Here is a 25,188-nt window from a genome sequence, read left to right as displayed (position 1 = left end):
AATCTTTAGCATGAATTTCATAAATTACAGCCCGATATTTAGGTTTATCTAGGTGGTTGGTAATTTTTCCACTTACACGTTCTGCAATTTTTCAGCTAGCCCAGTTTTCTTCGGCTACCGGATAGCTCAAAGCTTTGATCCCTAATGTATTGAAAGCATAGGCCACAATGCAACGTACTGCCTCATGTCCATAATGATGACCATGCGCCTTTTCACGAATCCAGATACCCACTTCAGGTATTTCATCATGCAGTCGATGCAAACCGCATAATCCGATAAATTCATGTCTTTCAATATGACGGATCACAAAGATATATTCTTTATGATCAGCCATATTGTTTAGCCAGTTTTGCCAGACTGTTGCAAATATCTGTTCAGATTCCGGTGCATCCCATGCCATAAAACGAGTCAGACTCGGGGTAATCGAGGCATAGGCTTCCGCAGCATCAGATGGCTTAAAATAATCTAAAACAAGACGTTCACTTTGTAGTATGGGCAAAACCCTTTGCATTTGTTGAACTAGTTCTTCCACTCAAACTCACTAAAACTTTCTTGTTCTTTCAGCGATGCTTCAACAGCTTGTGCCAACTGATTTAATAAACTTTGTTCTGTAATCCGGTCCAGCCAGTCCTGTTCTTCATCCGGATAAGAAGCAATTTCACAAATCAGGTGCCCTTCCTGGTCTCGTGTCTCACAGCTCACTGATAATGGCAACTCATGTTCATCGACACTTACGGCCACTTGTGCACCACTTTGCGCCAAAGTCTTAAAGCCATATTTACCGAGCTCTTCCGTCAGCAGATGTGCCACATATTCCTGAGTCTGCTGACTGCCCTGTAATTGTTGCTGGCTCTGAGGATTGGCCATAAATTTTAATTTTCGCATTGCTACATCCAAATGGCTTTTTTGTTGTATGGTTTTAGCATAAGCCAATATAAACAAAACAGCCAAGCAAAAGCTTGGCTGTTTCATGTAAATTTTAGAATTATTCTGTCACTTCAATCGCCAGACCAGCTTGAGAAGTCAGTTCAGTGAAGGTTGGGAAACTGGTTGCGACAGTTTCAGTCCCAACAATCTTAATTTCACCTGAGTTACGCAGACCTGCGATTGAGAAGCTCATGGCAATACGATGATCATGATGCGATTCAATTTCACCACCGGTAAAGATTGGTGACCAGTCACCTGCCTTGCCCTTACCTTCAATGATAATGCCATCATCAGTTGGCGTACAATCAATGCCCATGGTTTTCAGACCATCTGCCATCACCTGAATACGATCCGATTCTTTGACACGCAGTTCAGCAGCACCAGTTAGAATCGTTTGGCCTTCTGCACATGCAGCAGCAATGAACAATGCCGGGAATTCATCAATCGCCAATGGCACTTGGTCTTCTGGCATATGAATGCCTTTTAAGGTACGTGTACCGCGAATGCGAATGTCTGCAATCGGTTCACCGCCCGCAATACGTTCATTTTCAACAGTGATGTCCGCACCCATCTGTTTCAGGATTTCAATCACACCAGTACGGGTCGGGTTAATGCCTACCGCTTCCAAAGTCACGTCAGCATTTTCAGTAATCGCTGCACCGACCATAAAGAAAGCAGCAGATGAAATATCCGATGGTACTTGGATATTGGTACCCACCAGTTTGCCGCCACCTTGCAGGGAAATACGGTTAGCTTCAGTTTTTACGTCATAACCAAACGCACGCAACATACGTTCAGTATGGTCACGGGTTGGTTCAGGTTCAGTCACTGAAGTTTCGCCCTCAGCCCAAAGACCCGCTAGCAAAATCCCAGACTTCACCTGAGCCGATGCCATTGGCAAGTCGTATTGAATACCTTTCAGGTTTTGATTACCGGTAATCGATACTGGTGGTGTACCACGTTCACCCGTAGTTTGAATCTGTGCACCCATCAAACGTAATGGTTTAGCAATACGCTCCATTGGACGTTTAGACAGCGAAGCATCACCGGTCATCACCGAGTCAAATTTCTGTGCTGACAACATGCCAGACAACAGACGCATGGAAGTACCCGAGTTGCCCATGTAAAGCGCAGACTTCGGCGCTTTTAAACCTTGCATACCTACGCCATGAATGGTCACTTCACCATTTTTAGGACCTTCAATGCTTACACCCATATCACGGAAGGCTTGTAAAGTTGCAAGCGCATCTTCACCCTCAAGGAACCCGGTCACATGTGTCGTACCTTCAGCGATGGCACCAAACATGATGGAACGGTGTGACACAGATTTGTCACCTGGCACGGTAAATTTACCCTGGAACGTCTTGGCACCTGGTTGAATGGTAAATTGTTGTGTCACTTTATTTTTCTCCATGAGAGGTTTCTTGGCGAGCATATGATTGAAGTGCTGACGAGCCGCCTGCGCATGCCCCAATAAGCCCATTAAGGCTTGTGAATCTTCATCTTCAATCAGCTTGCGGATAATCGCGAGTTGAGCTTCAAAGCCGTCCACGGCATTGAGAATCGCCTTTTTATTGGCAAAAAAGATGTCATGCCACATTTGTGGATCACTGGCAGCAATACGCGAGAAGTCGCGGAAGCCACCGGCAGCATAACGAAAAATATCCAGATTGTCTTCGCGCTTGGCCAGTTGTTCGACCAAGTTGAAGGCCATCAGGTGCGGAAGATGACTAGTATGTGCCAGCACTTCATCGTGCTTTTCCACATCCATACAAATCACTTCCGCCTTTGCCGCCTGCCACAGTTGAATCAGTTTCTCGACCGCCCATTGTCCGCTGCTTGGCAACGGTGTCAAAATCACCTTGTGATTAGCGAACAGATCCACCTTACCCGCATGTACACCAGTATGTTCTGCACCCGCAATTGGATGCCCCGGCACAAAACCTTCTGGCAGATTTTCACCAAACACAGCTTTGGCTGCTTCTACCACATTGCCTTTAGTACTGCCAACATCGGTCAGAATGACATTTTCCAACAAATAAGGCTTGATGGTTTCCAGCACTTTCTGGGTGGCACGAACAGGTAATGCCAGCACAACCAAGTCTGCCCCTTGAACAGCTTCTACAGGATCTGCATAGCCGTCTGAAATCAGACCAAGTGCCTTGGCATCTTCCAAGGTTTTTTGTGAGCGGGTCGATGCCACGATGTCATTGGCTAAATGCTCGGCCTTAATGACACGCGCCAGGCTTGAACCAATCAGTCCAAGTCCGATAAAGGCAACTTTTTCAAACAGTGGCTGCGACATAACTTAAGCTTTCGCCTCTAAGCCAAGTACTTTACCTAATGCAGCAAGAAATTTGGCATTTTCAGCTTCAGTACCAATCGATACACGCAGGTGATTTGGAATACCCACTGGACGTACGATCACACCTTCTTTCAATAACTTGTTAAATGTTTCAGCTGGATCAGCCTGTACATCAACCAAGATGAAGTTTGCGCGTGAAGGTACATAGTTCAGGCCTAAAGCTTTGAAGCCGGCTTCTAGCTGTGCCATACCTGCTTTATTTACTTCACGAGATTTCTCGATGAATGCTTCGTCTTTCAGTGCAGCCACTGCAGCAACCATCGCCAAGTGGTTCACGTTAAATGGCTGACGGATACGGTTCAGGTAATCAGTCACTTCAACAGAAGCCAGGGCAAAACCAACACGCAGTGCAGCCAAACCATAGCACTTAGACAGCGTACGGCTGACAATCAGGTTTGGATACTGTTTCAGGAATTTTAGGCTATTGAAGTTCTCTGGGAAATATTCCACATAGGCTTCATCTAGCACCACGATCACGTTCGCAGGAACTTTCTGCATGAATGCTTCAAATTCAGCTTCTTCAAACCAGGTCCCTGTCGGGTTATTCGGGTTTGCAATAAAGATCAGCTTGGTGTTGTCTTTTACCGCAGCCGCCATCGCTTCAAGGTCATGTGAGAAACCTTTAGCAGGTACTTCGATCGCTTCAGCGTTAATCGCTTGAGTCACCAGTGCATATACCGCAAACGCATGCTGGCTATAAATCACTGAATCTTTTTCAGAAACAAATGCACGGGCGAATATTTCCAGTAAGTCGTTTGAACCATTACCTAAAGTAATCTGGTTATGATCAAAACCGAATTGTGTCTTGATCTGATCTTTCAGGATAAAGCCACCGCCATCAGGATAACGACCAATTTCCGCCAGTTCCGCAGCCACTGCTTCTTTGACTTTATCTGAACAGCCCAGCGGGTTTTCATTTGAAGCCAGTTTTACGATATCAGTGATGCCCAACTCACGCTCAAGTTCACTGATCGGTTTACCTGGTTGATATGGCTTTAATTTAGAGATGCCTTCATTGGCTGGGACAAACGACATTTTATACTTCCGATTTACAGATGAAACAGTGGTTAGCACCCTCGCACTAACCACGAAAGGCTGCTTTTATAAAACAGCTGCAGGATATGAACCAAGCACGCGGACTTCTTTCACAAACGGACGAATTTCTTCGATCGCAGCTTTAACATTTTCCTGCTCAATATGACCTTCAAGATCGATAAAGAATACATAAGCCCATTTTTCAGGAAGTGCAGGTCGAGTTTCAATACTGGTTAGACTAATGTTGTGTTTGGCAAATGGAGCTAAAATTTCCAGCAATGCACCGGCACGGTCATGCGCAGACACCAATAATGAAGTTTTATCATTACCGCTTTGTGGCACTTTCTCGCGACCAATCACCAGGAAGCGTGTTGTGTTCTCTGGATTGTCCTCAATATTGCTGTGCATAATCTCAAGATTATAAATATTCGCAGCAATTTCAGAAGCGATCGCAGCAGAATGCCATTCATTCTGAATACGGCGCGCAGCTTCAGCATTTGAACTGAGTGCCACACGTTCTACACCTGGATAATGGGCATCCAGCCATTTACGGCACTGAGCCAGAGTTTGCTGATGTGCATAGATCTGCTTAATACTGTCTTTACGGGTATTTTCAGAGATCAGGAACTGGTGATGAATGGGTAATTCTACTTCGCCAATCACATTCAGATGCGAAGTCTTGAAACAGTCTAAAGTGTGGTTCACTACCCCTTCAGAGGAGTTTTCAACAGGCACCAGACCATAATGTGCACTGCCCGCTTCTACTTCACGGAATACTTCATCAATGGTGGGTAATGGACGAACCACAGCATCATGACCAAAATGTTTCAATACTGCTGAGTGTGTGTAGGTACCAACAGGTCCCAAGAACGCAATACTTTGCGGTGCTTCAAGCGCCAAACAAGCCGACATGATCTCGCGGAACAGACGTGCCATCGTCGTATCTGACAATGGTCCTTCATTGCGCTCCATAACATTGCGCAAAACCTGTGCTTCACGTTCCGGACGGTAAAACAGCGGATTTTCTTCAGATGCGAATTTCGCTTTTGCTACAGCCTCAGCCAAACGTGCACGACGGTTAATCAATTGCTGGATTTGTTGATCAACTGAATCGATATCTTCACGAATTTTAGCCAAATCTAAAGAAGCCGTTGTGTTTTGATCGTCGTTGATCATCGTGATGTCGCCCTTCATAAACCTTATCTGTGCAGTATAACAATTAGTGCGCTGCAAATGTTACACAATATAACTTTAGTAGATTAATTCTTAAAAACAGGGATTTGATTTTAACCGTTCATCGCTTTAGTCATATCTGGTAACATTTCTTTCAGCATTTTCGCATCTTTTACATTATCAAATTGTAAACTTTGCCCGCCCATCTTAACTGATTTTTATCAAGATGAAATATCACTATTTCTTAATCTACATAACGATTTTAAGCATAAGAAAATAAAAATAAAGCCATCTCGATTCCTCTAGTTTAACTACTTAAAATCTGAGTGACAGTTCACAATAAAATGCACATAGAAAACTGTTTTTTTGATCATTTTCCTTTGATTTAATTGGATTTTTTACACTAAATCACTATTTGGTTACAAAGCAGAGACGTTTTTTAAACCTTAAATCGCTAGTCTAATTTAAAACTATATTGGGGGTGCCTATAATGCCAAAAAGAATAGCGGTACTTGTAACGAATAATTTTGAAGATCTTGAATATACTGAACCTGTTGCAGCCTTACTTGCTGCAGAGCACAGTGTCTGTAATATTGAACTGCATGCCGGAAAAGTCGTACATGGACTACATGGCCAGTCGAGTGTGACCATTGATCGGGGAATTGATCATATCAGTATTGATGATTTTGATGCCCTGCTCATTCCGGGCGGTGAATCACCAGTGTCCCTCGCCAACGATACGCGAGTCTTACATTTCATTCAGGCTTTTAATGAGGCCAAAAAGACCATTTTTAGTCTTTGTGACGCATCTTTATTACTCAGTGAGGCTGATGTTTTAAAGAACCGCATCATTACCAGTATCCGTGCGCATGCACCTAGGGTACAACATGCGGGTGCGACGTATTATGATGTTGAACTGGTCAATGACAATAATCAGCTGATTTCATCTCGAGTGCCAAATGATTTGCCAATTTTTATTCATGAATGTCTGGATGTACTAAAATCTTAAAATACTAAAATATCTAGATTTCAAGAATATTCTTTCTATAAAAAAAGAGTCCATTTCGGACTCTTTTTTTATCTGTTGATTTTTAACGTCCAAGCAGACCACGTGCAACAATTTCTTTCATGATTTCATTGGTACCGCCATAGATCCGTTGAATGCGGGCATCAACAAAGAAACGCGAAATCGGATATTCCGTCATATAGCCATAACCACCAAAGAGCTGAAGCAGATTGTCAGCAACTTTCATCTGCATATCAGTAGAGAAACTCTTTAGCGCTGCTGCAGTTTCAACATCCAGCTTGCCTTGCATATACAACTCAACATTCTGGTTATAGAAAGCTGCTGTTGCCAGCTCGTCAATCTTGGCCTGTGCCAGTACAAAACGGGTATTCTGGAACTGGCCAATCGCCTGACCAAAGGCCTGACGCTCTTTGACATATTGAGTCGTTACATCAATCGAGCCACGAATGGCGCCCAGTGCAGTAGCAGCAATAGCGGTACGTTCACGTGGGAGTTCCTGCATCAGATAGACGAAGCCCTGACCTGGCTGACCCAGCAATTGATCTTTCGGTACTTTGACATTATCGAAGAACAGCTCTGAAGTATCCTGTGAATGCAGACCAATTTTGTCCAAGTTCTTGCCTTTTTTAAAGCCTTCCAGATGCGTATCCACCAGCATCAAAGACACACCTTTGGCGCGTGCTTGTGGATCTGTTTTCACGGCTAATACGACTAAGTCAGCATGCTGACCATTGGAGATAAAAGTTTTAGAACCATTCAACAGATAATGGTCACCCTGCAAGATGGCATTGGTTCGCATGGCTTGCAGATCAGAACCTGCACCCGGCTCAGTCATGCCAATCGCACCGACCACTTCACCAGACACCATTTTCGGTAACCAGTATTTTTTCTGCTCTTCTGTACCGATATGCAAGATATACGGCGCTGCGATATCCGAGTGACAAGACAGGCCGGTTGAGATGGCACTATAGCCTGCTCGAGCTGACTCTTCAATCAACATCAGGGAATAGTAAGTCGGAACACCGTAGCCACCATATTCTTCCGGGACATCGACACACAAGAAGCCATTTTCACCCATCGCATTCCAGACTGAACGCGGCATCATGCCTTCATGCTCCCACTGTTCATAGTAAGGCGCTACATGTTCATTCATAAAGCGTTTGAAATTGTCGCGGAAAAGTTCCAGGTCAGCATCGTAAGCCAGCATTCTTTTATCCTTATCGTGTTTATCGTTTTATTTCCTGTGCACAGGCTAACTATTTTTAGAAAGGCTGTCATGTACCTGACTTATTTTTTTGCTAACTTCACAGTCAGATAAAAATAAAAAAGGAAGCCGAAGCTTCCTTTTTTATGACCTATAAGACAAACTCAAACTTAATGAGCATTGTTGCCTTCTTGCGCCATTTTTTCATCAATTTCAGCCGGATTTGCTAATGCATAGTTCAGCTTGTCCATATCTAACTGACCGACCCATTTTGCTACAACCAGAGTTGCCAAAGAGTTACCGACCAGATTGGTCAAGGCACGGGCTTCAGACATGAAGCGATCAATACCGAGAATCAAAGCCAGACCTGCAACCGGAATATTACCTACAGCCGCTAAGGTTGCTGCCATCACGATAAAGCCTGAACCAGTTACACCCGCTGCACCTTTAGAAGAAATGAGCAATACGAGAAGCAAGGTAATCTGGTGAGACAAATCAAGTTGCGTATTGGTCGCCTGTGCAATGAAGATTGCCGCCATTGTCAGGTAAATCGAAGTACCATCCAGGTTAAACGAATAACCTGTTGGAATGACCAGACCCACCACTGACTTTTCAGCACCTGCCAGCTCCAGTTTTTTCAGCATACGTGGCAATACAGATTCAGACGATGAAGTACCGAGTACAATCAACAGCTCTTCACGAATCAGGCGAATCATCTTGACAATGCTAAAGCCGGTAAAGCGTGCAATTGAACCCAGCACAATAAAGATAAACAGCAAACAGGTGATATAGAAACAGATGATCAACTGGGCCAATTGCGCCAGAGAACCGATCCCATATTTACCGATCGTGAAAGCCATCGCACCGAACGCACCAATAGGTGCAAGTTTCATGATCATGTTCACGATGTTAAAGAACACATGTGAAATCTGATCTACCAGTTTGAGAACTGGCTTACCTTGTGCACCCAGTTTGTGTAATGCAAAACCGAACAGGATCGCAAATAAAAGGACTTGCAGGATTTCACCTTCAGCAAATGCACCAACCACCGTATTTGGAATGATATTCATAAAGAAATCAACGGTAGACTGAGAAGCACCCGACTCTACATATTTAGAAATCCCGGCCGTGTCCAGCGATGCCGGATCAACATTCATCCCAACGCCTGGCTTGGCAATATTAATCACCAGAAGACCAATGATCAGCGCCATTGTTGATACGATTTCGAAGTAAAGTAGCGCGACACCACCAGTTTTACCGACTGATTTCATGCTCTCCATACCTGCGATACCGCTAACCACGGTACAGAAAATCACAGGTGCGATGATCATTTTAATTAAACGGATAAATGCATCACCTAGCGGCTTCAGTTGTTCGCCCAGACCTGGAACATATTGTTCTGCACCATTAATGATTTGTGTACCACTTGGCGAGAAATGTCCGACGAGGATACCCGCAATAATGGCTACAATCACTTGAAAATAAAGCGACTTATAAATTGGTTTTTTAGCCATAACCTTACTTCACGATATACTTCTAACCAGAAGCAATATTCAGTTTTCACTTATTTTTAAAAAACAAGCGTCCAATACTTCATTGTCTGAAACAAAAAAGTGCCTATGTATCAAAAAATTAATCTGATACTGAAATTAGAATGTGTATGTACATTTAACAATCACAGGAACACCGATCTTTAAGAAAAGTCAGTGCATTGATCAGGAGATAAAGCAAACACAAGAATTGCGTGAAATTTTAACCGCTTTTTAGACTTTTGTTTAACCCGAAATGTTAAATTTGCCTAAATACTAAACAATACCTCTTAGACTATAGTCTTATAAAACTCTAATAATTCTGCAAAATAAGAAGGTGAAATACCAATATCAGCGTAAAATATGCCAATACTTGATGAACATGATTGATCTATGCCCATGACCACAAAGCGAAATATTTATAAAGATGCCGAACATCCTTTTGCCCAGTTTATTCGTATTATTGGCAAGGGAAAAAATGGTGCACGTTCTTTAAGCTATGAAGAAGCCTATCAGGCTTTTAGCATGATCCTGAAAAATGAAGTACTGGACGTACAACTGGGCGCTTTTCTGATGCTATTACGCGTCAAAGAAGAATCCGTTGATGAACTCGCAGGCTTTGTGCAAGCGACCCGGGACCAACTGAATTTTAAGGCGCTTGATGTTGATCTGGACTGGTCATCTTATGCAGGTAAACGCAAACATTATCCTTGGTTCATTCTGGCTGCGCTTACCCTTGCTAAGCATGGCTATAATATCGTGATGCATGGTGCTTCAGGTCATACCTTGAATCGGGTCTATACCGAACAGGTACTTAACTACTTAGGCTATCCGATCTGCCAAAATGATGTTGAGGTGGAACAGCAGCTTAAAGACAAACATTTTGCTTACCTGCCATTGGAGGTGATCTCTCCAATTCTGGCTGAGTTGATCGGGCTACGTAATGTCATGGGCTTACGCTCTCCGATTCATACGCTGGCACGTCTGATTAATCCATTTAATGCCAAAGCAACTTTACAGGCTATTTTCCACCCTGCTTATCGTAGTTCACACCAACAGTCCGCTTATAAGTTAGGTTATCAAAATAGTGCGGTCATTAAGGGTGAAGGTGGTGAGTTCGAACGTAATCCAGATGCCAAAACTTTAATCTGTGGAATTAAGAATGGCGAACTTTATGAGCACGAATTACCAAAACTGACTGACAACCGTAGTCCGATTGAAGAAGAGCTGGATCTGGCTGTATTTAAGCAAGTGTGGGAAGGTCAACGCTCACATGAATATGGGGAAATCGCAGTGGTTGAAACTATGGGCATTGCACTGTATACCATGGGCGAATATGACAGCTATGAAGCGGCGATGCAAAAAGCCAGAGAACTCTGGAATAGCCGTCTTTCAGTTTGATCAAACCAAAAAACAGACATTAAAAAAGACCACATCTGTGGTCTTTTTTTCGGTTTCGATTAAACGAAACGGATCGGTTTAAATTCCGGCTCATTTTTGTGATGATCATCATCACATTGTTCGCCTTCTTCTTTAGTGCCACGATCGATATAACCGCTACGTTCGGTTTCTGGCAGATTTTTCATTTCCCAGGCATAGACAGCCTGCATACAGGTATGACGCTGCTCCTGAGTCAGCACTACACCATTTGGCCACTTGCCAATTTCAATGGCTGTTCTTAAGCGTTCTACAATCTCAGGATTGAGTACGGCAAGCATTTGTTCAATATTCATATTTAATCCTGCTTAAGATAGTCGAAGTCCTGATTCCAGCCCAGTTTGGTTCGACATGCATTATAGAAGTCATAACCTGGCGGATGCAGAAGATTCAGTTTAAAGGGATGCTTACGAATATGGACGCTATCGCCAACATTCAAAGACACACTGTGTTGTCCATCCGCACTCACCATCGGCAGTACGCGATTTTCACGAATCATCAGTTTAATTTCACTATGCCCTCCGACCACAATCGGACGTGAAGACAAGGTATGCGGATGCATCGGCACCAGCACAATTGCATCCATACTTGGATGCACAATCGGCCCACCACCGGAAAGCGCATAGGCTGTTGAACCGGTCGGTGTAGATACAATCAGACCATCACTATGCTGGCGATAGACATATTGTCCATCAATATTCAGCTCGAAATCAATCATGTGTACCGATTTACCGGAGTGCAAGACCACATCATTCAGGGCAATCGCATCATAGATGATTTCACCTTTGGAGCGAACTTCCATTTCCAGCAGGAAACGGCGTTCTGCCTGAAAATCACCTTTTAATACCTGATCCAGTTTAAAGATGACTTCAGTTGGCTTGATATCGGTCAGGAAGCCCAAACGACCACGGTTCACCCCGATCACTGGCGTATTGTATTTTACCAATGCCCGCGCTGCATGTAACAGTGAACCATCCCCACCTACCACAATCACCAGATCAACCACTTCGCCCAACAAGGCGCGGCTAACTGTTTGGGTATTCTGATAAGGAACCAGTTCAGCTGTATCTGCATCAAAAACAGGATGTAGACCTAAATTGAGCAGATGATCGTGGATCAGGCATAAGGTTTCAACCACTGAAGATTTATCCGGGCGTCCAATCAACCCGATATTTCGAAATGTCTTGTGGGAAATTTGCACCAGTGTCGTCGCTCCGCTTCGAATCCTGCTTATCATAACATTAAGCTTGAATAGGATGACAATTTATAACATGACAAAGCTGTGCAGGATTGAATTGAAATAGATTGAAATTAAGGAGAAAATGTGAAGTTTAATTTTAATTTTAATCTCAATAATTGATTAAATATTGCAAAATAATGAAAAGCTTCGCATGATTAGCACAATTTCACAGGGTCTTATCGTCATTTATGAAATCTGAACGAGGTATGGGGTTCATTGCCTTAATCTTCTCCATTCTAGTCATTTCTGCATTTGTAGCATTTAGTATCTATTTGATTAAATTAGATAATATTGTGCGTAAAAAATTTGAAGGTCAACGCTGGGATATTCCGGCCAAGGTTTTCGCACGCCCGATGGAAGTGTATGTAAATGCCCCTGTCAGCCAGCAGGATTTCCAACAAGAATTAAAATTACTGGGTTATAAAGGTTCAGACAGCTATACCAAATCGGGCAGCTTTGTCAGCACTGGCAATACCATGTATGTGCATACCCGTGGCTTTGATTTTGGCGATCGCGTTGAACCTGAACAGGTATTGAAAGTCAGCTTTGATGGCGATCAGATTGCTGAAGTAAGTGCGACCAAGCCCTCTTCTAGCGGGATTGCCCGTCTGGAACCTTTATTGATTGGTGGTATTTATCCACAGCATAATGAAGACCGTGTGCTGATTAAGCTCAATAAAGTGCCTAAACCGTTAATTGACGCGTTAATTGCTACCGAAGACCGCAATTTCTACAATCACCATGGTGTATCTCCACGCGGGATTGCACGTGCAGTGGTAAGTAATATTACTGGTGGTAAACGTCAAGGTGGTTCAACCCTCACCCAGCAGCTGGTCAAGAATTTCTACTTAACACCAGAACGCACCTTAAAACGTAAGGTGAATGAAGCCTTTATGGCAATGCTGATTGAATTGCATTATGGCAAAGATGAGATTCTGGAAGCCTATTTAAATGAAGTGAATCTGGGCCAAAATGGCAACTATTCCATTAATGGTTATGGTCTGGCCTCACAGTTCTATTTTGGCCTGCCGCTACGTGAACTGAATATTTCCCAACAGGCCTTTCTAGTAGGTCTGGTTCAGGGTCCAAGCCTGTATAACCCGTGGCGTAATCCGGAAATTGCCAAAAAACGTCGTGATGTGGTCCTACATAACATGCTGGTCATGGGGTATCTGACAAAGGATCAGTATGAAACAGAAAAAGCCCGCCCTCTTAATGTCATTTCAAAACCGACTTTAGGTCCAGCGCGTTTTCCGGATTTCCTGGATATCGTTCGCCGTCAGTTACGTACCGACTATCAGGAAACCGATTTAACCAATCAGGGTCTGCGAATATTTACCACTTTAGATCCTTTAGCCCAAACCCGAATTCAAGAAAGTTTTAAAGATACCGTGGCACGCTTAAGTAAATCCAATCCAGGACGCCTGAAAGATTTACAGGGTGCGGTATTGGTAGCACATCCGGAAAATGGCGAACTGGTTGCAGCGGTAGGTTCTACCCAGGACTTTACCGGTTTTAACCGTGCTTTAGATGCCAAGCGTCAGGTGGGTTCATTACTCAAACCGGTGATTTATCTGACAGCGCTAGAATCGAATCGTTATCACTGGGCCAGTCCAATTGAAGACAGTCAGATCACCATTCAAAGTGATGGCAAACCCTGGACACCGAAAAACTATAGTGGTAGCGCACATGGTGTAGTACCGATGTCTCTTGCCCTGTCACAATCCTATAACCTATCCGCGGTGCGTTTGGCGCAGGAATTTGGCCTGTCGACCTTTATTAACCATCTACAAAAATTCGGTGTGACTTCTGACATACCAAATTATCCATCTATTTATTTAGGTGCAGTAGACATGTCACCGATGGAAGTGATGAATATTTACGGTAACTTCGCAACAGGTGGCTTTAAATATCCGGTGAAATCAATTCGTTCTGTAGTCGATGCGAATGGCCGCTCGCTTGAACGTTACAGCTTAAGTGTTCAGCCGACGATTGATCCAGCATCAGCCTATGCTCTGAATTATGGTTTACAACAGGTCATGTCGAGTGGTACTGGTCGTTCTGCCTATAACAGTTTGCCACGCAACCTGAATCTGGCGGGTAAATCGGGTACGACAAACGATACCCGTGATTCATGGTTTGCAGGTTATTCTGGCAACTATATGACAGTGGTCTGGTTAGGTCTGGATGACAACAAAGTCACTGGATTAACCGGTTCTTCAGGTGCACTTCCGGTCTGGACCAATGTCATGAAACAGCTGCATCAGAAGCCGGTGAATCTGGCTCAGCCTAATGAAATTGAATGGCACTGGCTGGACCGTTATACAGGTAAACTGACTGCCCAAGGCTGTGATGGTGCCATGTATATTCCGATTTCACGTCATGCCTTGCCTAATCAGGCAACTGCTTGTGGCATCTCGCATTACGCCACTGAACCTTATACGATTGATTCAGAACCTTCACCAGAAGATGAGGAAGATGATGATCTCAGTCGTTATATACAAGAAAGTGAAACAGAAATAGAACGCGAAGTTGCTAAACAAACCCGTATTATCGCGAGTGGAAGTTATAGCCAATAATTGAGTCTATGTTTATGTTAAGAAAATTGATTCCTGGTCTGCTCATCCTCGGTCTGGTGGGCTGCCAAAGCATGTCGGAGCCAGAACAGCCTGCGGCTCCTACCAAACCTCCGGTTCAGCAGAAACCAAAATCCTCTACACCTGATGGTGTAGTGATTACGCCCTATGATCGACCGGAGATTAAACGTCAGAAGATTGTGATCCCTGAGCAAAAGCCTCAGGCACAAAAGTTTGATGATGGACGTAACTTACCTGCATTTAAAAAATTGATGCAGCAAACTCAGCAGGCCTATAGCAAGCAGCAATATAATCAAGCTGAAACTTCTGCAGTACAAGCTCAGCGTTTGGCGCCCCAAGCTTCAGAAACTTATCTGTATCTTGGCTTGATCGCAAACCGTAAAAACCAGCCGGCCCGTGCAGATGCTTTCGCCTTACGTGGTTTGAGCTATGCGCAGACCAATGCAATGAAAAAGCAGCTCTGGCAGGTGCGCCTGAAAGCAGCTCAACTGCAAAAAAACACCAAAGCCATTCAGCAAGCTCAGCAGGCCTTAAAGAAATTTTAAGGCCCTGGCGTGAGCCCGGTTATTTATAATAAGTTTCTGACTTAAACATAACGGATCCCTGCAATCCCATAAGCATGCTGGTTTTGAGCATGGTCTAGATCTTCAGCTTTTATACCGCCTAAGGCAAATACAGGAATCTGTACCTGTTCAGCCATCTGTTTAAATTTTTCCCAGCCCAAAGCTGCGGTATCAGGATGTGTTTCTGTTGCCAGTACCGGGCTGAGTAAAGCTGCTTCACAGCCTATGTTTTCTGCATGTTTTAATGCTTCCAGATCGTGACAGGCTGCAAGATAACGATAGCCACCAGCTAACTCCCCTTTTTGCAGTTGCATCAATTGAGACTGTTTCAGGTGAAGCGTACGAATGGTTTGCTGCTGCAATTCATTCAATTGTGACCAAAGTTCCTGATTAATGATCAATCTGGATAACTGATCGACTGGAATCTGCTGTAACTGGCTAATGTGTTCAGGGCTGGCCATTACTCGCCAATACAGCATCTGGTCTGTTTCCAGATTATTCAGGTGACTTAAGTCTTCAGAAATTTTGATCTTTCTCGGCCATTGCAGCTTTTGAATCATGGCCTGATTGGCTTTAGGAAAATTTAGTTCACTGAGTTCATCCCGGCTATACCAGCGCCAAGGCTGCTTGATTCCAGCTAATTGTTCTGGCTGAACCGAAGCATGGAAAATATGCAGATTGACGATGACATCTTCATATTCATGCGAAATAAAATCAAAAGCCTGCCATTGTTCGATGTCAATTCCGACTTCTTCAATCACTTCACGTCGACATGCCTCTATAGGCAATTCGCCCTGTTCTACTTTTCCGCCTGGAAACTCATATTTATTGCCCTGATGCTGTTTAGCTTCACGCCAACCGACCAGAACCTGAGTTTGATGAAATAAAATAGCGATGGCGACATGAATTGTGGCTTTGGACATAATGTTCTGAACTATTGAAGTTTTACAGATTGTAAGCAAATTAGAGTTTTTTATAAATGCAGCAATTATTCGTTGACAGATCTATTCGATAATGATTATCATTTAAATCAATCCAAAACACACCACGGAGTCGACGGAATGAACGCACCATTTAGCCTATTTACCCGCAATAATGATACTCAGCATGCGCTACCGATGTTGCATTCGAACAATTTATTTGCGCTAGGACGAGAAATCCGGATCATGCATGCGGGTGAAGAATACCGTCTACGTTTGACTCGTAACAATCGTCTCATCCTGACTAAGTAATTTAAATACTCCAAAAATAATAAACGTGGGAACAGGCAGTATGAATCAGCGCATACTGCTTTTTTTAATTGCTATATCTAATATCTTTATTCTTCAGATTGAAAAATTAATGAAACTTTAAGCCCACCCAAAACTGACGGCGCATAATCAATCTTGGCCGTATGTAACTGCATAATCTTTTGACAAATCGACAATCCCAAACCTGAACCTTGTGTTCGCGTGCCCAAGGCGCGGTAAAAACGCTCACCTAAACGTTGAACAACTTCTTCCTGAATTCCCTCTCCCGAATTTTCAATCATAAGTTGTAGATTCTGACCTTCAACTATCGTCCTGATTTCGACCTGTCCCTGCATCGGCGTGTAACGAATGGCATTATCAACCAGATTGCGGATACAGCTAAAAATCAGCTCTGCATTTGCTTCAATCACTGCATCTTCAAGTTTTAAGTTCCAGTGGATCTCTTTTTCCTGAGCAAAAGGTTGTAAAGCTTGTAAGACCTCCTGAACCAATACTTTAAGATTCACCTGCTGTTTGGGCAACTGCTCTGCATGTTCTGGATCAAGCCGAGCCAATAGCAGTAAGTTTTCCAGAATCTGCGTTCCGCGGTTGACGTCATTCTGAATCATCTGTAACGCTTGCCTAAGTTGAGCATCTTCCTGATATTTACGTTTCAGCACCTGTAAACGCATTTGAATGGCAGACAATGGGGAACGCAACTCATGTGAAGCATCGGCAGTAAAACGTTGCTCGGCAGCCAATGACTTTTCCAGCCTGCTCAACATGGCATTCAGCTGACGGATAATCGGTTGCAATTCAGTAATCTCAGGATCAGGACTTTGAACCGGAGTGAGATCCTGTGCAGATTTAGAACCGATTTCTCGGGAAATTTTATTTAAAGGTCTTAATTGCCGCTTAATGGCAAAACGTAAAATCAGCCACTGTAATATCCATAGGATAAATAAAATCCCGGCGAAACCTAAAGTCGTTTGCCAAAGCTCATCAAAGCGTACCGAAAGCGGTTGTACCACTTTCACTTTCAAGTCTTGATCTTCAGCAATCAGGATGCGAATAAAATGACCATTTTCATAATCAAAGTGAAACCCGTTTTTCTGTGCAACTGGTATCTCATTAATCAGTTCATCATCAATTGAAGTGGTCAGTACCTGCTGATTCAGTAGTAAGGCATATTGAATATCAAACTGCTCACTGATTTCATCGACCTGCGCATTTTTGGCTTGATTAACATCTCCCAGAAGTAACTCTGAAATTTCCTCCATCAGGTCATCATGCAGATCAATCGCCTGATAGCTGGAAATTCCCAATAACAGCAGCCATGCCAGAAATCCTGCCAGTATGGAACTGAACATGGCATGTTGAGTCAGTCGACTTTGCAGGGAAATAGGTGCCTTCATATGGAGGCCTCAGGTTTATGCATCCGGTAGCCCAAGCCACGAATGGTTTTAATCATCTGACTGCCGATTTTTTTACGTAGCTGATAAATAAAGACTTCAATCGCATTGCTTTCAATTTCGTCTCCCCAGGCATAGAGTGATTCTTCCAGCTGTTCTCGGGTAATGATATGTTCTGGTTTTTGCATCAGCTTATATAAAATCTGGAATTCTTTTGCAGTCAGATTAATGCTCTGCCCCGCCTTCATTACAGTCTTGGCTTGGGTGTCCAGACTAAGATCCTGCCATTGCAGGACATGATTTGGCATTTGCTGTTTTTGTCTGAGCTGGGCACGCACGCGAGCGGAAAGTTCTTCCAGACTGAAAGGTTTTACCAGATAATCATTGGCCCCCAGATCGAGTCCTGCAACCCGATCATGAATACTGTCCTTGGCGGTGATAAATATAACGGGCGTATCTTTCTGTTTATTGCGCAAGCTTTTAAGAATGTCATCTCCAGTTGCATTCGGCAGGCCACGATCCAGCAAAATACAGTCATACTGATGCTGTTCAATCGCCAGAATGGCATGATCCCCACGATCAACCCGATCAATTACATAACCATCCATTTCCAGCCAAGTTTGAATACTTTCCGCCTGAGATTCATCATCCTCTGCCAAAAGAATACGCATGCTATGCTCCGCTTATTTTATCTTTCTATCATGCCTTGAAAAAGTTCCAGACTCAAAAAAACCACATGCTTTTTGGTAACTTGCATGTGGTTTTTTGTTGCTGTCTTCAGATTCAGTTCAGGAAATCCTGCTGAAATTAGAACTGAACTTGGTCGACATCAATTTCAACACGTTTCGCAGGTTTATAGTCAATGTCCACTTCACCAATGATTACCACAGGTGTTTTAGCTGATACTGGTTTACCTTGCCAAAGTTCATCATCAATTTCGACAGTGATGGTGCCAGTATTATCGCGGAACTGGTATTTTTCATCACCGACAGCTTTTACCACATAACCTTTCAGCTGAACCTTGCTGTCATCTTTCATGGTCAATGCTTGCTTAACTGTAGTCGTTTTAGCAAATGCAGCCTGATTCACCGCAGTTTCACTACTCGCAACTGCGACAGTCCCAATTGAACCCATTAATGCTGCTGCTAAAACAGTATTCATCATCATTTTCATTGCAGTTACCTCTTTTTAAAGTCTTGCCCTGTTTCGATAATGCTATTAAAACAGCCGAAGATGAATTGAATCTTAAGATCGCTTCATCTTTAGAATTAATTTAATGGCACAACTCTTAAAACCTCTTCAAGCGTGGTGACCCCTTCCAGAATCTTGCGAGCACCGGCAATCCGTAAAGGTTCTACCCCTTCTTTTTTTGCCTGCTGACGTAACTGATTCAGGTTAGCATCCGCTCCGATCAATTGCTTGGTGGTCAGGCTAAGCGGCATAAACTCATAAATCCCGATTCGGCCTTTATAACCGGTATGGCGACACTCTTCACAACCGACTGCTTTAAAAACAAATTCCGGACGTGGTAAAGGATAGTCCACTGCCAGATGTTGCCATTCCTGCTCATCCAGAAAACTCTCCTGCTTGCAGTGTGGGCATAGCTTACGCACCAGACGTTGGGCCAGAACCCCCAGGATAGTCGCTGCTGTTAAAAATGGTTGTACGCCCAGATCATGCAAACGGGTCAGACTCGACGGCGCATCATTAGTATGCAAGGTAGAAAGTACCAAGTGACCGGTTAATGCTGCCTGAATCGCCATATTGGCCGTATCTTGGTCACGAATCTCGCCGACCATAATAATGTCAGGATCCTGACGCATCAGTGCACGTACACCATCTGCAAAGCCCAGCTCAATTCCGTTATTGACCTGCATCTGGTTAAAGCTTGGTTCCAGCATCTCGATCGGATCTTCAATCGTGCAGACATTCACCTGCTCAGTCGCAAGCTGCTTTAAAGTGGAATACAGTGTGGTGGTTTTACCAGAACCGGTCGGTCCGGTGACCAAAATAATACCGTGACTATGGCTGGTCAGATTATTCCAGTCATTGAGCAGATGCCCTTCGAAACCGAGCTGCTGAAAACTTCTGACCAGAACTTCTGGGTCAAAGATACGCATTACCAGCTTTTCACCAAATGCGGTAGGTAATGTCGATAAACGCAGTTCAGTTTCCTGCCCTTTTGGAGTCCGAGTTTTTAAACGACCATCCTGTGGTTTACGTTTTTCTGCCACATTCATCCGGCCCAGAATCTTGATTCGGGAAATGACTGCGGTCAAGGTATTGGCTGGCATGTTATAGATGGTATGCAATACTCCATCAATCCGGAAACGGATCTTGCCGGTGTCTTTGCGCGGTTCCATATGAATATCACTGGCACCCTGCTCAAAGGCAAATTGCAGCACCCAGTCTACCAGTTTCACGATATGCTGGTCATTGGCATCCGGATTCTGTGAATCACCCAGTTGCAGTAAGGCTTCTACGCCTTTATTTTCCCGGTCATAAGCAGATGATTTTTGTGAGCCACTGACTGCACGACTCACCTGATAATATTCAACAATATAACGCTGGAGCTGTTCCGGATTGAGCAATACCCGTTCAATTTTTTTTGGTGCAATATTCTGTTCGAGGTTTGAGACCCATTCAGTTTTATAAGGCTGATCTGTAGCAATCAGAACTTTATCTGGTTGAATTTCTACTGCCAGAATACGGTTACGCAATGCATATTCCTGTGACATAACATTGGTCAAGGCCTGCACATCAGCTTTGAGCGGATCGATAATATAGAACATTAAACCGGTTTTTTCTGCCAGCCACTGGCATAAGCGGTTGAGTGTCAAAGTACTTTGAGGATGGGACTGATCAACCAGACTAAAGTGCGCGATCCATTGCAAGGGATGCCATTTTATTTGTTCACGTTGACGATGTGTGGTCTGAACTCGCATCCGGTCACGTTCAGTTATTTTTCCGTCTTTTAAAAGCTGATCCAAACACCAGCCTGTATCAATTTCAAAATCAAATTTCATGATCGATGGTCCCCAAAACTGCCTCCACTATAACAAGTTTTTCCTGTTTTTCGCATTCCATCGCGACTTCCAAACTTAAAAGCAATATTGTTTCTCATAAATGATAAACACATCACATGGGTTTTAGGTCATAACCTTTTTCTGCTTGTCGATGTGTCAATTTTTCGCCTATATTTCAATCAGGATATCTTATTCAATCGCTGAGGCCAGGTATGGATTTAAGCGTAGTTCCCTTAAATGAAAGTAGTTCCTTTCATGAATTGCTTACTATCCTGACTGCTGCCTTAGGATGTGGCTTATTGATTGGTCTGGAACGTGAACGGCACAAACAGCGTGAAGAACAGGCCAGTTTTGCAGGGCTACGCTCTTTTGCGATCTGTGCTTTATTAGGCGCATTGTGCTTTTTATTCGGAATGGCAATGGGCCTAGCTGGTGCACTCATTATTGGCGGTATTGTCATTTTTTCTATCCGAAATCAGATAGAAGACCCTGGGATAACCACTGAATTGGCCTTTATCATGACCTATTTTATTGGGGCGATTTGTCTGTGGAATATTCCTCTGGCTGCAGGACTAGCAGTTCTGATCACGATAATTTTAATGGCCAAACACTCTATGCATAATATTGCCGGACAGTGGATTACTGAGGCAGAATTTAGGGATGGATTACTATTATTAGCCTTGATTCTGATTGGTTTACCGCTAACCCCTGACCGGCCTTTATGGGGTGAAGTGCTGAACCCTTATCTGATTTTAAAATTAGTAACTCTGATTCTGGTAGTTCAAGCTTTGGCACATATCGCTAAACGTTTCTTCTCGACTAAAAATGCCTTGATATTGTCTTCAATTGCTTCAGGTTTTGTTTCCAGTACCGCAACTATTGCTCAACTGGGGATACAGGTGCGCAAAGGTGAAATGGATGCAAAATCCAATGCTGGCGCTGCCCTGATGTCATGCATTTCGACATTAGTTCTATTGTTTATTGTAGTAGGAGGCGTTTCCTGGGATTGGCTAAAAATTCTGCTCCTACCTTCATTGGTGGCTATGCTTATTCTGGCTGCATGTGCATTTGTATTATTACATAAAGCTGAACCTGCTAAAAATCAGGAGTCTCCAGAATCTTCTGATAGTAAAATGTTTAGTCTCAAAGAAGCTGTGATTATCGCTGCTGCATTAACCCTGATTCAGGCTGGAGTTTACGGACTGGAAATATTACTGGGCAATGCTGGTCTTCTGGCTGGTACTTTATTTGCGTCCTTATTTGAAATTCATGCCGCAATGGCCAGTGTGGTCATTCAAGGAGATCCCTCCAATACCCGTTTGATCTATGCCTTACTCTTAGGTTTAGGCGCACATGCTTTGGCTAAGTCGGTCAATGCAGCCTTAACAGGTGGTTTTAAATTCGCGTTATATTTTGCACCGATACAGATTTTACATATGGCTGTGTTGATCGGTATTTTTTGGTGGATGTATTTTTGACTATTAAATATATTCAAATAATTAATTTTTATATATTTTACAAGTTTAATTCTAATATTTTCTCGCTATAATCAGTTTGCTTCAATTAAGAAAAGCAATATTTAAATTAATTATTTTAATAAGGACTATTATGAAATTAAAAAATTTATCGCTCGCTATTTTCAGTACATTAATACTAAGTGCGTGTGGTGGGGGTTCATCTTCTGATTCAAATGGCGGTAATACTGGAACTGGAACTGGAACTGGAACTGGAACTGGAACTGGAACTGGAACTGGAACTGGAAATACTACCCTTACAAAACCTGACTTCCAACAATGGTCATCATTCTATATTGATGAATATTCCGACTCGGATCTAAATTATGAAATTGAACAGCTAACCTTTGATCAAGGGAATGTCTATATTAAAGTTGATGAGACAACAGGCTGGGATGAAAGTGAAACTTTCTATCTAACTGAAAATGGATTATATGATCACGGTTCTACACATGCGACCTATGGCAAATTGCAAGGGACTATTACGGCTAATGCAACCACTTGGAAGCAAGTTCCATATTCTCCAATTAATTCCACAGGATTAAGCAGTACACTTACATTCAAGGTCTTTGATATTAGTGGTAAAAATATTGCTCAAGTCCTCAGTCCAGAGCATTATATCAATTTAAAATATAATTTACTCGATACCTACCCTATGGGAGAAAAAGGGGAAGATTTTTATCGAGCACTTTCTAATTCAACCCTCCCTACCGGATCTACTTGTATTCAATTCCAAACTATTGATAACTCACAAAAATATATTGAGTTATATAAATATTCACTTGAAGATTATGTACAAGATTATTTGAAACTTGAATGGGCTGATATTTCAAAAGACAGTAAATATGCCAAACATACTTTTAAGGATGCTATAGCATATCTAGATCTTAGAGAAGATCAGCAATGGGGACTAGCTGAATATAAGAGCAAATATTATGAAGTTGATTATCATCCAGCTGGAGAAGAATATAATATTAAAAATATTTTAGCCGCATCTAAAGCACTGGTTAATTCAGCATCTGCTCAGGACAAACCAGCTCTACAGGAGTATGCAACTTTACAAGAGAATGCATGCACTTTATTTAATAATATTGCATCTGAAGAATTAAGAAAGCAAATTAAAAAATACTCATAATAACGTGATATAAAGTACTTCGAGTGCTTTATATTCATATTAAATAGGGACTCCAATTTAGTTGAGGTTCCTATTTTTAAATCAGTATTTCATTTTAAAAATTCAAAAAATTAACTGATCGACTACAATATCAGCTAAAGTAACTTTAAATTTCACATCCAAGTCCGCAAACTTCATTCCATAAACCCGGTTCTCATCATCCTGATATGCCGGTCTAGGATCGAGAGATAAAACGGCTTCAAGTTCTTCTAGCAATTGAGCAGATATTGTTCCTTTTTCTAATAATAATTTTTTTTGCTGTTCAGCGTCCTTACTCCACATCACGGACTTACGTGATGGTTCATCTTGCGCGTAGCCACTTTGCGCTTCAGGTACTGCATCCGAATATTGAATATAGGGTTTAATGTCTATAATCGGCGTTCCATCTAACAGGTCACTTCCTGTGACATAAACCCGGACATTTTTACCGACTTTTTCGACACGATTTAATTTCACGACTGATAAACCAATGGGTGCAGGACGGTACATACTACGTGTAGCAAATACACCTATTTTCTTGTTACCACCTAAACGGGGTGGACGAACCTGCGGACGAAATTGCTGGCTCTGCTGATTTTTATTATCATGAAACTCCCAGACTAACCAGAGATGACTAAACTCTTCGATACCTTCAAATGCGAGTAAATCATTATATGGGCCGGTCATTTCAACATAACTTTCAACCTGTACCAAATTAGGTTGACGCGGGATGCCAAACTTTTCTTTATAGGGAGAATACATATAGCCAATAATCGGCAGAGTGAGTTCGGTCATAATCACTTTTTTTGATAAGCTCAATTAAATATATTCAGTTTATAGAGAATGAATTTAGATTAGAATAGCAACCTGTTCTAATTTGATAACTTATTGAGACCTTTAATGGCTGCTTTTAACGTCGAAAAGATTACTCACGTCCACCATTGGAATGACACTTTATTCTCTTTTAAAACGACTCGTGACACTGCATTACGTTTTAAAAACGGTCAGTTTGTGATGATCGGTCTTGAAGTCAATGGCAAGCCTTTAATGCGTGCATATTCAATTGCAAGTGCAAACTATGAAGAAGAGCTAGAGTTTTTCTCTATTAAAGTGCCAGATGGTCCTCTTACTTCTATTTTGCAAAAAGTAAAAGTTGGCGACGAAATCTTGGTTTCTAAAAAGCCTACAGGCACGCTGGTTCTTGATGACTTAAACCCAGGTAAAAACTTGTACCTGCTTTCTTCGGGTACTGGTCTTGCACCTTTCCTTTCTGTAATCCGTGATCCAGAAACTTATGAACGTTTTGAAAAAATCATCGTGGTTCACGGTACACGTTTCATTTCAGAACTGGCTTATCAAGATTTGATTCTTAACGAAATTCCAAACCACGAATTCTTTGGTGAATTGGGTGCTAAAGAAAAATTAGTGTATTACCCAACTGTTACTCGTGAAGAGTTCCATACGCAAGGTCGTGTAACCACTGCGATTGAATCTGGTCAATTATTCGAGAAAATCGGACTACCCCGTTTCAATCCTGAAACTGACCGTGCAATGCTATGTGGTTCTCCTGCATTCCTGGACGATGTTGCTGCACTGCTGGACCAACACGGTCTGAAAGAATCTCCACGTATGGGCGTTCTGGGCGATTACGTGATTGAACGTGCATTCGTTGAAAAATAATCTAAATTCCTTCTTAAATGTTAGAATATGTAACTGTAATTGATTTCTCATGAGGATTTATCCTCGCTAAAGACTTA

The 25,188-nt window shown here is 42.7% G+C and carries 23 protein-coding genes; 8 read left to right on the top strand and 15 right to left on the bottom strand.

Going from position 1 to position 25,188, the window contains the following annotated elements:
• Window positions 1-91: 91 nt before the first annotated feature.
• The 5 genes from FTU19_RS05085 to pheA form a co-directional block, all read right to left on the bottom strand.
• Entirely contained in the window at window positions 92-532 is a 441-nt protein-coding gene (locus FTU19_RS05085) for a GNAT family N-acetyltransferase (protein ID WP_227607381.1), read from the bottom strand.
• Window positions 520-885 carry a hypothetical protein gene (locus tag FTU19_RS05080; protein WP_166136040.1) on the bottom strand — a complete coding sequence of 122 codons (366 nt, stop codon included), beginning with the start codon at window positions 883-885 and terminating at the stop codon, window positions 520-522. Before FTU19_RS05080 ends, FTU19_RS05085 begins: the two co-directional genes overlap by 13 nt.
• 100 nt (window positions 886-985) lie before the next feature.
• Window positions 986-3,232, bottom strand: coding sequence for a bifunctional prephenate dehydrogenase/3-phosphoshikimate 1-carboxyvinyltransferase (locus FTU19_RS05075; protein WP_180130293.1), 2,247 nt, complete (start codon window positions 3,230-3,232; stop codon window positions 986-988).
• 3 nt (window positions 3,233-3,235) lie between these two features.
• Entirely contained in the window at window positions 3,236-4,327 is a 1,092-nt protein-coding gene (hisC, locus tag FTU19_RS05070; RefSeq protein ID WP_179993203.1) for a histidinol-phosphate transaminase, read from the bottom strand.
• Between the two features lie 66 nt (window positions 4,328-4,393).
• On the bottom strand, window positions 4,394-5,503 hold the full coding sequence (gene pheA, locus FTU19_RS05065; protein ID WP_125279073.1) for a prephenate dehydratase: 1,110 nt from the start codon (window positions 5,501-5,503) through the stop codon (window positions 4,394-4,396).
• A gap of 487 nt (window positions 5,504-5,990) precedes the next feature.
• Between pheA and FTU19_RS05060 the strand changes: the two genes are divergently transcribed.
• Window positions 5,991-6,509 (top strand): DJ-1/PfpI family protein, encoded by a 519-nt coding sequence (locus tag FTU19_RS05060; RefSeq protein WP_180004045.1) that lies wholly within the window; start codon window positions 5,991-5,993, stop codon window positions 6,507-6,509.
• Between the two features lie 82 nt (window positions 6,510-6,591).
• On the opposite strand, the gene FTU19_RS05055 is transcribed toward FTU19_RS05060, so the two are convergent.
• Both FTU19_RS05055 and FTU19_RS05050 read right to left on the bottom strand, forming a co-directional pair.
• A complete protein-coding gene (locus FTU19_RS05055; protein ID WP_180130291.1) occupies window positions 6,592-7,734 on the bottom strand; it encodes an acyl-CoA dehydrogenase family protein in 1,143 nt (380 codons plus the stop codon).
• A 167-nt stretch (window positions 7,735-7,901) separates the two neighbouring features.
• Window positions 7,902-9,245, bottom strand: a complete 1,344-nt coding sequence (locus tag FTU19_RS05050) for a dicarboxylate/amino acid:cation symporter (protein WP_005236469.1) — start codon at window positions 9,243-9,245, stop codon at window positions 7,902-7,904.
• Between the two features lie 414 nt (window positions 9,246-9,659).
• On the opposite strand from FTU19_RS05050, the gene FTU19_RS05045 reads away from it, so the two are divergent.
• A complete protein-coding gene (locus FTU19_RS05045) occupies window positions 9,660-10,661 on the top strand; it encodes a glycosyl transferase family protein (RefSeq protein WP_166136025.1) in 1,002 nt (333 codons plus the stop codon).
• Window positions 10,662-10,720: 59 nt separating this feature from the next.
• Here the strand turns inward: FTU19_RS05045 and FTU19_RS05040 are convergent, their stop codons facing one another.
• Both FTU19_RS05040 and FTU19_RS05035 read right to left on the bottom strand, forming a co-directional pair.
• A complete protein-coding gene (locus FTU19_RS05040) occupies window positions 10,721-10,993 on the bottom strand; it encodes a YeaC family protein (protein ID WP_180011681.1) in 273 nt (90 codons plus the stop codon).
• A gap of 2 nt (window positions 10,994-10,995) precedes the next feature.
• A complete protein-coding gene (locus FTU19_RS05035; RefSeq protein ID WP_125279078.1) occupies window positions 10,996-11,934 on the bottom strand; it encodes an NAD(+) kinase in 939 nt (312 codons plus the stop codon).
• A 191-nt stretch (window positions 11,935-12,125) separates the two neighbouring features.
• On the opposite strand from FTU19_RS05035, the gene mrcB reads away from it, so the two are divergent.
• Both mrcB and FTU19_RS05025 read left to right on the top strand, forming a co-directional pair.
• Window positions 12,126-14,516 carry a penicillin-binding protein 1B gene (gene mrcB, locus FTU19_RS05030; protein ID WP_180130289.1) on the top strand — a complete coding sequence of 797 codons (2,391 nt, stop codon included), beginning with the start codon at window positions 12,126-12,128 and terminating at the stop codon, window positions 14,514-14,516.
• A 14-nt stretch (window positions 14,517-14,530) separates the two neighbouring features.
• The gene (locus FTU19_RS05025) at window positions 14,531-15,079 is read left to right on the top strand and encodes a tetratricopeptide repeat protein (RefSeq protein ID WP_125279080.1); all 549 of its coding nucleotides are present in this window, start codon (window positions 14,531-14,533) and stop codon (window positions 15,077-15,079) included.
• 41 nt (window positions 15,080-15,120) lie between these two features.
• Here the strand turns inward: FTU19_RS05025 and FTU19_RS05020 are convergent, their stop codons facing one another.
• Complete coding sequence (locus FTU19_RS05020) at window positions 15,121-16,020, bottom strand: NUDIX domain-containing protein (RefSeq protein ID WP_180130287.1); 900 nt, start codon at window positions 16,018-16,020, stop codon at window positions 15,121-15,123.
• A gap of 138 nt (window positions 16,021-16,158) precedes the next feature.
• Here FTU19_RS05020 and hemP point away from each other — a divergent pair, with 138 nt between their 5' ends.
• Window positions 16,159-16,329 (top strand): hemin uptake protein HemP, encoded by a 171-nt coding sequence (gene hemP / locus FTU19_RS05015; RefSeq protein ID WP_004784247.1) that lies wholly within the window; start codon window positions 16,159-16,161, stop codon window positions 16,327-16,329.
• Between the two features lie 86 nt (window positions 16,330-16,415).
• Here the strand turns inward: hemP and FTU19_RS05010 are convergent, their stop codons facing one another.
• The 4 genes from FTU19_RS05010 to FTU19_RS04995 all read right to left on the bottom strand — a co-directional run bounded on the left by FTU19_RS05010 (window position 16,416) and on the right by FTU19_RS04995 (window position 20,764).
• Window positions 16,416-17,741 carry a HAMP domain-containing sensor histidine kinase gene (locus tag FTU19_RS05010; RefSeq protein ID WP_180130285.1) on the bottom strand — a complete coding sequence of 442 codons (1,326 nt, stop codon included), beginning with the start codon at window positions 17,739-17,741 and terminating at the stop codon, window positions 16,416-16,418.
• Entirely contained in the window at window positions 17,738-18,409 is a 672-nt protein-coding gene (locus FTU19_RS05005; RefSeq protein WP_180002863.1) for a response regulator transcription factor, read from the bottom strand. The genes FTU19_RS05010 and FTU19_RS05005 overlap by 4 nt, the downstream gene beginning before the upstream one ends.
• Window positions 18,410-18,545: 136 nt before the next feature.
• A complete protein-coding gene (locus tag FTU19_RS05000; RefSeq protein WP_034170733.1) occupies window positions 18,546-18,911 on the bottom strand; it encodes a NirD/YgiW/YdeI family stress tolerance protein in 366 nt (121 codons plus the stop codon).
• Between the two features lie 95 nt (window positions 18,912-19,006).
• Window positions 19,007-20,764, bottom strand: coding sequence for a GspE/PulE family protein (locus FTU19_RS04995; protein ID WP_180033818.1), 1,758 nt, complete (start codon window positions 20,762-20,764; stop codon window positions 19,007-19,009).
• A gap of 212 nt (window positions 20,765-20,976) precedes the next feature.
• Here FTU19_RS04995 and FTU19_RS04990 point away from each other — a divergent pair, with 212 nt between their 5' ends.
• Both FTU19_RS04990 and FTU19_RS04985 read left to right on the top strand, forming a co-directional pair.
• Window positions 20,977-22,242, top strand: coding sequence for an MgtC/SapB family protein (locus FTU19_RS04990; RefSeq protein WP_180130283.1), 1,266 nt, complete (start codon window positions 20,977-20,979; stop codon window positions 22,240-22,242).
• A 130-nt stretch (window positions 22,243-22,372) separates the two neighbouring features.
• Window positions 22,373-23,413 carry a hypothetical protein gene (locus FTU19_RS04985; protein WP_180130281.1) on the top strand — a complete coding sequence of 347 codons (1,041 nt, stop codon included), beginning with the start codon at window positions 22,373-22,375 and terminating at the stop codon, window positions 23,411-23,413.
• Between the two features lie 102 nt (window positions 23,414-23,515).
• Here the strand turns inward: FTU19_RS04985 and tsaA are convergent, their stop codons facing one another.
• Window positions 23,516-24,226, bottom strand: a complete 711-nt coding sequence (gene tsaA, locus FTU19_RS04980) for a tRNA (N6-threonylcarbamoyladenosine(37)-N6)-methyltransferase TrmO (protein ID WP_180130279.1) — start codon at window positions 24,224-24,226, stop codon at window positions 23,516-23,518.
• 105 nt (window positions 24,227-24,331) lie between these two features.
• Here tsaA and FTU19_RS04975 point away from each other — a divergent pair, with 105 nt between their 5' ends.
• On the top strand, window positions 24,332-25,111 hold the full coding sequence (locus FTU19_RS04975; RefSeq protein ID WP_005236496.1) for a ferredoxin--NADP reductase: 780 nt from the start codon (window positions 24,332-24,334) through the stop codon (window positions 25,109-25,111).
• Window positions 25,112-25,188 lie beyond the last annotated feature (77 nt).

This window comes from Acinetobacter sp. YH12072, assembly GCF_013419565.1.
In the GTDB taxonomy this organism is placed as follows: Bacteria; Pseudomonadota; Gammaproteobacteria; order Pseudomonadales; family Moraxellaceae; genus Acinetobacter.
Note: the sequence above shows the minus strand (reverse complement) of the source record. Positions and strands in the feature narration are given on the sequence as shown.